The sequence below is a fragment of the Sphingobium sp. genome, assembly GCF_036170395.1.
GTDB lineage: Bacteria > Pseudomonadota > Alphaproteobacteria > Sphingomonadales > Sphingomonadaceae > Sphingobium.
Genome location: NZ_JAVHPD010000001.1, coordinates 100,909 through 108,463, shown reverse-complemented (window position 1 = coordinate 108,463; position 7,555 = coordinate 100,909). Strand labels below are relative to the sequence as shown.

General features: G+C 68.1%; 7 protein-coding genes. 3 read left to right on the top strand and 4 right to left on the bottom strand.

Annotated elements, in window-relative coordinates:
* Positions 1-5: 5 nt before the first annotated feature.
* On the bottom strand, positions 6-485 hold the full coding sequence (accB, locus tag V2B31_RS00530) for an acetyl-CoA carboxylase biotin carboxyl carrier protein (RefSeq protein WP_328274271.1): 480 nt from the start codon (positions 483-485) through the stop codon (positions 6-8).
* 89 nt (positions 486-574) lie between these two features.
* Complete coding sequence (gene aroQ / locus V2B31_RS00525; RefSeq protein ID WP_328274270.1) at positions 575-1,015, bottom strand: type II 3-dehydroquinate dehydratase; 441 nt, start codon at positions 1,013-1,015, stop codon at positions 575-577.
* A gap of 114 nt (positions 1,016-1,129) precedes the next feature.
* Between aroQ and thiS the strand changes: the two genes are divergently transcribed.
* The 3 genes from thiS to V2B31_RS00510 all read left to right on the top strand — a co-directional run bounded on the left by thiS (position 1,130) and on the right by V2B31_RS00510 (position 5,783).
* Positions 1,130-2,131, top strand: a complete 1,002-nt coding sequence (gene thiS, locus V2B31_RS00520; protein WP_328274269.1) for a sulfur carrier protein ThiS — start codon at positions 1,130-1,132, stop codon at positions 2,129-2,131.
* 203 nt (positions 2,132-2,334) lie between these two features.
* On the top strand, positions 2,335-3,147 hold the full coding sequence (locus tag V2B31_RS00515; protein WP_328274268.1) for an arginyltransferase: 813 nt from the start codon (positions 2,335-2,337) through the stop codon (positions 3,145-3,147).
* Positions 3,148-3,260: 113 nt separating this feature from the next.
* Positions 3,261-5,783 carry a sensor domain-containing protein gene (locus tag V2B31_RS00510; RefSeq protein WP_328274267.1) on the top strand — a complete coding sequence of 841 codons (2,523 nt, stop codon included), beginning with the start codon at positions 3,261-3,263 and terminating at the stop codon, positions 5,781-5,783.
* 7 nt (positions 5,784-5,790) lie between these two features.
* Here the strand turns inward: V2B31_RS00510 and V2B31_RS00505 are convergent, their stop codons facing one another.
* Together V2B31_RS00505 and V2B31_RS00500 are read right to left on the bottom strand one after the other, a co-directional pair.
* Positions 5,791-6,888 (bottom strand): RcnB family protein, encoded by a 1,098-nt coding sequence (locus V2B31_RS00505; RefSeq protein WP_328274266.1) that lies wholly within the window; start codon positions 6,886-6,888, stop codon positions 5,791-5,793.
* Between the two features lie 144 nt (positions 6,889-7,032).
* Positions 7,033-7,518 (bottom strand): GAF domain-containing protein, encoded by a 486-nt coding sequence (locus tag V2B31_RS00500; protein WP_328274265.1) that lies wholly within the window; start codon positions 7,516-7,518, stop codon positions 7,033-7,035.
* Positions 7,519-7,555: the final 37 nt, after the last annotated feature.

Genomic DNA, 7,555 nt, shown 5'->3' with positions numbered 1-7,555 from the left:
CGGCCTTATTCGATGACGATCAGCGGCTGGTCATATTCGACCGGCTGGCCGTTATCGACCAGGATCGCCCGAACCGTGCCGGCGACGGGCGCGGGGATGGCGTTCATGACCTTCATCGCTTCGACGATCAGCAGGGTTTCGCCGGCCGCGACCTGCGCGCCGACGCGGGCGAAGGGGGCAGCGCCCGGTTCGGCCGACAGATAGGCAGTGCCGACGATCGGCGATTTGACGACATTGCCGGAGGGCGGCGCGGCTTCGGCGGGCGCTGCGGCGGCCGGGGCCGGGGCGGCGGCGGGCGCTGCCGCGACCGGGGCAGGGGCGGCATAGACGGGGGCAGCGCCGCCGGCCTTGCGCGCGACGCGGATCTTGCGGTCGCCATCCTCGACCTCGATCTCGGTCAGGTTGGTGTCGTCGAGCAGCGCCGCGAGATCGCGCACCAGCTGAACGTCCACCTGCATCGCGCCCTTGTCATGCTTGTCGTTCATGAGAGACCCTTGTTGGAAAATCTTGTCGCGGCCAGCGCGTAGGCAGTTTTACGCCGAAGCGCAACTTTCGTGCGGCGGGTGGCGGAGGCTCAGAGTTCCAGCGCGGCTTCGAGCGCCAGCATATAGGAGAGCGCGCCGAACCCCGCGATCGTGCCCTTCGCGGCCATGCCGACATAGGATTTGTGGCGGAATTCCTCGCGCTTGTGGGGGTTGGACAGGTGAACCTCGATCACCGGCACGCTGATCGCCTTGATCGCATCGTGCAGCGCGACCGACGTATGCGTGAGGGCGGCGGCGTTGAGGATGACGGCGTGCGCACCCTCCTGATGCGCTTCCTGGAGCCAGTCGACCAGATGGCCTTCATGGTTGGACTGGCGGAAGTCCAGCTCCACATGCGCGCGATTGGCGGCGTCGTCCATCCGCTCGGCAATGTCGTCCAGCGTGTCATAGCCGTAGATGTCCGGCTCCCGCGTGCCCAGCATGTTGATGTTGGGGCCGTTCAGCACGTAGATTTTGCGTGTGTCGCTCAAGCCCTGTCCCCTTACGCTGTTGCGGCAGAGGCGCGGTGGCCCCTATATGCGGCACGATCCTTAGCCTTTCCCGTCTCGCTTAGTCGAGACTCTTCGCCAATTCAGGACATGAGCGTGAGCATAGACGGCACCATTTCCATCCATATCAATGGCGAGCATCGCCGCGTGCGCGACGGGCTGACGCTCGCTGACCTCGCGAGCGAGCTGGGCTTCGTGCCCGAGAAAGTGGCGGTGGAGCGCAATCTGGAGGTGGTGCCGCGATCGACGCTGAAGGATGTGCGGGTCGAGGATGGGGACGAGCTGGAGATCGTGCATTTCGTGGGGGGTGGTGACGTATCGCCCGTCGATGACGATAGCTGGACCGTAGCAGGCAAGACGTTCCGATCGCGCCTGATCGTGGGGACGGGCAAGTATAAGAGCTTCGAGCAGAATGCGGCGGCGCTGGCGGCGTCGGGCGCGGAGATCGTGACCGTGGCGGTGCGGCGGGTGAATGTTAGCGACCCGAACGCACCGATGCTGACCGACTATATCGACCCCAAGAAGGTCACTTACCTGCCCAACACCGCCGGCTGCTTCACCGGCGAGGAGGCGATCCGCACGCTGCGGCTGGCGCGCGAGGCGGGGGGATGGGATCTGGTCAAGCTGGAGGTGCTGGGCGAGGCGCGGACGCTCTATCCCGACATGGTCGAGACGCTGCGGGCGACGGAAATCCTCGCCAAGGAAGGCTTCAAGCCGATGGTCTATTGCGTCGACGATCCGATCGCGGCCAAGCGTCTGGAGGATGTCGGCGCGGTTGCGATCATGCCGCTGGGCGCGCCGATCGGGTCGGGCCTCGGCATCCAGAATCGCGTCACTATCCGGCTGATCGTGGAGGGCACCAGGCTGCCGGTGCTGGTCGATGCGGGGGTGGGCACAGCGTCCGAAGCGGCGCAGGCGATGGAGCTGGGCTGCACCGGCGTCCTTATGAACACCGCCATCGCCGAAGCCAAAGACCCGGTGCTGATGGCCGCCGCGATGAAAGCGGGGGTCGAAGCGGGCCGCATGGCCTATCGCGCCGGGCGGATGGGCAAGCGCCTATATGCCGACCCGTCGAGCCCGCTGGCTGGCCTCATCTAAGCTGAAGGGGCGAGGCGAGGGACGGCGCGACCGGTTGAAGAGGGGGGAAATCGCCCCGGATTGGCCCGCCTGCCGACGACGCGACACCCTAAGCGGCAATTGTGACATTTTTTCGTGGTAAATGCCCTTTTCAGGCGCATCGGGGGGCGGCATAAACGCAGCATGAGGCGGAGGGCGCGCATGGTGGAATCGGGGGGAGAGGCATGACCGCGCCGTTCCGCTTTCCGCGCTTTTTCGTCACCAATCCGTCGCCCTGCCCCTATCTGCCGGGCAAGAGCGAGCGGAAGGTCTTCACCGAACTCAGCGGCGACAATGCCGGCGAACTGAACGACGCGCTCGGCCGCATCGGCTTCCGCCGCAGCCAGAATGTCGCCTATCGCCCAAGCTGCGCCGATTGCTCCGCCTGCGTCTCGGTGCGCGTCGTCGCGAAGGAATTCCGCCCCAACGCCACCCAGCGCAAGCTCATCCGCCGCAACAGCGATCTTCAGGTCACCGCGTGCAAGCCCTGGTCGACCGAGGAGCAGTTCGCTCTGCTGCAACGCTATCTGCGGGCGCGGCATCCGGGCGGCGGCATGACCGAAATGGACGAAATGGATTTCGCCGACATGGTCGAACAGACCCCGGTGGACAGCTATGTCGTCGAATATCGGGAGCCATCGATCGACGGCCGTGTCGGTCGGCTGGTCGGCGCGTGCCTGACCGACCGGCAGGGCGACGGGCTGTCGATGATCTACAGCTTCTTCGACACGCAGGCGGCGGACCGGCAGGGCCTCGGCAACTATATCATCATGGACCATATCCTGCGCGCGGCGGGCGCGGGGCTGCCCTATGTCTATCTCGGCTATTGGGTCGATGGGTCGCAGCGGATGCAGTATAAGATCCGCTACCGCCCGCTCGAAAAGCTCAGCCGCACCGGCTGGGTCCGGTTCGAGCCCGACGCGCCCGTCCGCGGCAGCACCCAGCGCCGGGACGAACCGCCGCTTCCGGTCGAACTGGCGGCGATGCTGAACCGCTGACATCTTATCGAATGTTAGTCTGCTCCCGGACGTACCGGATGGAATTTGTTTAACTTTTTTCCGTTACGTTCGCCGCATGAGCGGAAACAGGGGCATTTTCACGCAGGCGGCGCATGGATCGCTTCGCTGACCATCGTTTCAGCGATGCGCGGCTTGCGCTGGAAGCGGGCCTGGCGGTCGGCGACAGCTTTCTGCCGGCGCATGATCTTCTGCTCTCGCCGCTGTTCGAGCATGTCTCTCCGCCGCTGCTGCGCTGGGTCGCCGACGCGCGCGGACGGATCGGCGCGATCGAGCGCGAGCGGGGGGATTTCGCGCCGCGCCTCGCCGCCGATCCCGCCGGGCTGGGCTGGCGCCACCTGCTCGACCGGGACGACCGGCGCATGCTGCTGCGCGCCATGCTGGGCGGGAAGGGCGGCGGGCCGGTCGTGGTGCGGCTGCGCTGCGCCGATGGCCAGGCGCGCTGGTCGCAGCTTCGCTTCGCGCGCGTCGGCGCGCCGGGGGCAGGCGAGCGCTGGTATGGCACGGTCGAGGATATTCACGACCAGCGCGACCGCGAAGCCCGCCTGCTCGCCGAGGCACTGACCGAAAGCCGCGAGCATTATCGCTGGTCGGTCGACCTCAGCCCCCAGGTGCCGTGGACGGCGTCGCCCGACGGCGGCATCCAGGAGGTCGGCCCGCGCTGGTTCGAGCTGACCGGCATGATGCCCGAACAGGCGCTTGGCACCGGCTGGGTCGGCGCGCTCCACCCCGATGATGTGGAGCGGACGATATCGATCTGGACCGCGCATCTGTCGAGCGGCGCGCCGGTCGATATAGATTATCGCATTCGCCTGCGCGACGGCGGCTATCGCTGGATGCGTGCGCGCGCCTCGGCCCGGTTCGGCGCGGATGGGCAGGTCGTTCGCTGGTACGGCACGCTGGAGGATGTCCATGCCGAACGGCTGGCGCAACAGGCGCTCAGCGAAAGCGAGGAACGCTTCCGCCTCGCGATCCAGTCGGCGCGGCTGGGCATATGGGATTTCGACTGCGTGACCGGCGTGCGGACCTGGTCGCCCGAATTTCGCCGGATGCTGGGGCTGAGCGAGACCCAGCCGGCCACTGCCGACCTGGCGCTCGGTCTGGTCCATAGCGACGACCGCGACCGGCTGCGCGCGATGCTCGATGCGGTCGCTGCCGGTTCGCTGCCGCAGCATTTCGAGGCGACGCTGCGCATCCATCGCGCCGACACGGGCGCGCTGCGCTGGATCCGCAGCACGGGATGGACCACCCGATCGGACTCTGGAAGGCCGCAGCGGATCATCGTCACCTTCCTCGACGTCACCGAGGAACGCGATGCGGCGGAACGGGTGCGCTGGGCCGCCACCCACGACGCGATGACCCGCCTTCCCAACCGGGCGCTCTGGCAGGCGTCGCTGGAGGGGCTGGCGGGACAGGCGCAGGCGGAGGGGCAGGGCTTCGGCCTGATGATGCTCGACATCGATGATCTGAAGCGGATCAACGATTCGCTCGGGCATGATGCGGGCGATGCCCTGCTCTGCGGGTTCGCCGAACGGCTGGCGGCGGTCGCTCCGCCCGACGCCGTGCTGGGCCGGCTGGGCGGCGACGAATTCGGCCTGGTTGCGCCCTCTATCGGCCATGCTGCCGCGCTGCAATCGCTCGCCGACCGGATCATGGCCAGCGCCCGCACGCCGCTCGCGCATCAGGGGCGGCAGCTCGATTGCGGCGTCAGCATCGGCGGCGCGATCTTCGGCGACCATGCCGATCGCGCCGACGACCTGCTGAAGGCGGCCGATCTCGCCCTCTACGCCTCCAAGCGCGACGGGCGCGGGCGGCTCACCATGTTCCACTCATCCTTGCGTGCCGAAGCGCAGCAGCGCGATTCGATGATCCGCATGGCCCGCCATGTCGTCGCCGACCGGCTGGTGACGCCCTATTATCAGCCCCGCGTCGACATGCGCTCGGGCGCGGTGCTCGGCTATGAGGCGCTGTTGCGCTGGCGGCATCCGCGGCTCGGCATCCAGTCGCCCGGCAGCATCGCCGCCGCCTTCGACCATGCGGAGATCGCGGTCGCGCTGACGGGGCTGATGCTCGACGCTGTCCTCACCGACATGCGCGGCTGGCTGGAGGCCGCGCTCGCGCCCGGACGGATCGCGATCAACGCCGCCGCCGCCGATTTCGCGCAGGGCGACTTTGCCGATCGCGTCCTGAGCGGGCTGGCGCGGTTCGGCATCCCCGGCGACTGCTTCGAGGTCGAGGTGACCGAAAGCGTGTTTCTCGATCGGGGCGCCGATCAGGTCGCGCGAACGCTGCGCCACTTTGTCGACGCGGGCGTTCGCGTGGCGCTCGACGATTTCGGGACGGGCTTCGCCTCGCTCACGCATCTCAAACGCTATCCGGTCGATGTGCTCAAGATCGACCGCAGCTTCGTGCAGGATATCGACCGGGACAGCGCGAACGCCGCCATCGTCGACGCGATCGTCAAGCTCGGCGGCAGCTTCGGCATGGAAGTGGTGGCGGAAGGCGTCGAAACGGCCGTTCAGGCGCAGATATTGCTGGAGCTGGGCTGCGTGGTCGGCCAGGGCTTCCACCTCGGCCGACCGCAGCCCGCGAGCGCCTTCCGGCCGCGCCCCGCCTGACGACCGCTTATTTGCAGCGGCAGCTGCGCGCCCGCCGCCGCGCCGGCTTGTGATAGCCGACCGTCTCGGTGACATAGGTGGTCGTGGTGGTGGTCGTCACCGCCGGCTGCACCGTCACGGTGGTCACGACCGGCGCGGGATAATAATAGCCGCCCGAAATATAGCCGCCTGCCGGCACCGCGGGGGTACCCCCATGCGACCAGTGCGGCCCGCCGGCATAGGGCGGCGCGTCATAATCGACGCCCGGCCCACGCACCTGCCCCTCGAACCTGCCCTCATAGGTGCCGCTCACCCGGCGGCCGTCATCGGTCGTCCATGTGCCGGTCCAGCGGCCTTCATAGTCATTCTGCGTGGTCACGCTGTCGTCGGCATAGCCATAGCCATAATCATAGGCTGCGCCGGGACGACGCGATGGCGGCGGGGCGTCACGCCTGCGATCATCCTCGGCCTTGTCGATCGCCATGCCCGCGACCGCGCCGACGCCCGCGCCGATCAGCGTGCCGGCGGTGCGGTTGCCGCGCCCGGCGATGCGGTTGCCGGCGATGCCGCCCACGACCGCGCCGATCGCCGCGCCGCCCACGCCATTGTCGCGGCGGGGCGCGTCATAATCATAGTCGCGATCGTCATAGCCGCCCTCATAGCGGCCCCAATCGACATCGCTGCGATGGTCATAGACCCGGCCGTAGCGATCGGTCATCACCGCATCGTCATAATAGCGCGACCAGCCATAGCCATAGCCGGGCGCGGGCAGGCCGTAGGCGCCGTAATTGCCGATATAATATTGCGGGCTGATCCAGTAGCTCGGCAGCACATAGCCATATACCGGGCGGCGATAGGCGCCCCAGCCGCCCGGCGCGCGCCAGCCGGCATGCCAGCGGCCATTATAGCGCTGACCCCAGCGATGGCCGCCGCCATTCCAGCCGCCGCCATGCCAGCTTCCGCCACGCGGCGGCATGTGCATCCCCGTACGGGGCATGTGCATGCCCGGACGCGGCATATGCCCGCCGCTCCAGCCCTTGCCGCCGGCACCTCCCGCAAAGGCGGGCGTGGCCGCGCCAGCCAGGCTGGCGGCGGCGCCCAGAAGCAATAGGCCGGAAATCCTCATGGTTAACGCTCCCTGTTCCTGCGCGGCCGCGCGGCGGGCGCGCGGACCGGATGCTAACGCCTCGTTTAGCATGACGATCCGCCGCAATCCACGATTCGCCGCTGCCGTTCCTGTCCCGAAACGGGGCGAGGGAAGGTTAACCGGTCAGCCGATGCGCGCGGCCACCAGCGCCACCAGCCGCTCCAGTCCATCGGCATCCTGCCGGTCGAAGCGCGCGGGCCGGGGACTGTCGAGGTCGAGCACGCCGATCAGCCGCTCGCCCAGCTTTACCGGCACGACGATCTCGGACGCGCTCGCCGCATCGCAGGCGATATGGCCGGGGAAGGCGTGGACATCGGCGACCAGCTGCGTCTCTCCGGTCGCCGCCGCCGCGCCGCACACCCCGCGCCCCACCGGGATGCGGATGCAGGCCGGCTTGCCCTGAAACGGCCCCAGCACCAGTTCGCCCTCCACCATCCGGTAGAAGCCCGCCCAGTTGAGATCGGGCAGAAACTGCCAGAGCAGCGCCGACAGGTTCGCCATATTGGCGACCGGGTCAGGCTCGCCGGCGGTCAGCGCGTCGGCGGCGGAGAGGAGATCGGCATAGAGGGTCGACTTGTCGGCATCGGCGGCGGGCGCAAAATCATACATGGCGCCGATGTAGGGCTTCAGCGCCGCCCGGCCAAGC

Coding starts and splice junctions, on each gene's coding strand:
- V2B31_RS00500 (WP_328274265.1), bottom strand. CDS start 7,518: ATGTATGATTTTGCGCCCGCCGCCGATGCCGACAAGTCGACCCTCTAT.
- V2B31_RS00510 (WP_328274267.1), top strand. CDS start 3,261: ATGGATCGCTTCGCTGACCATCGTTTCAGCGATGCGCGGCTTGCGCTG.
- V2B31_RS00505 (WP_328274266.1), bottom strand. CDS start 6,888: ATGAGGATTTCCGGCCTATTGCTTCTGGGCGCCGCCGCCAGCCTGGCT.
- accB (WP_328274271.1), bottom strand. CDS start 485: ATGAACGACAAGCATGACAAGGGCGCGATGCAGGTGGACGTTCAGCTG.
- V2B31_RS00515 (WP_328274268.1), top strand. CDS start 2,335: ATGACCGCGCCGTTCCGCTTTCCGCGCTTTTTCGTCACCAATCCGTCG.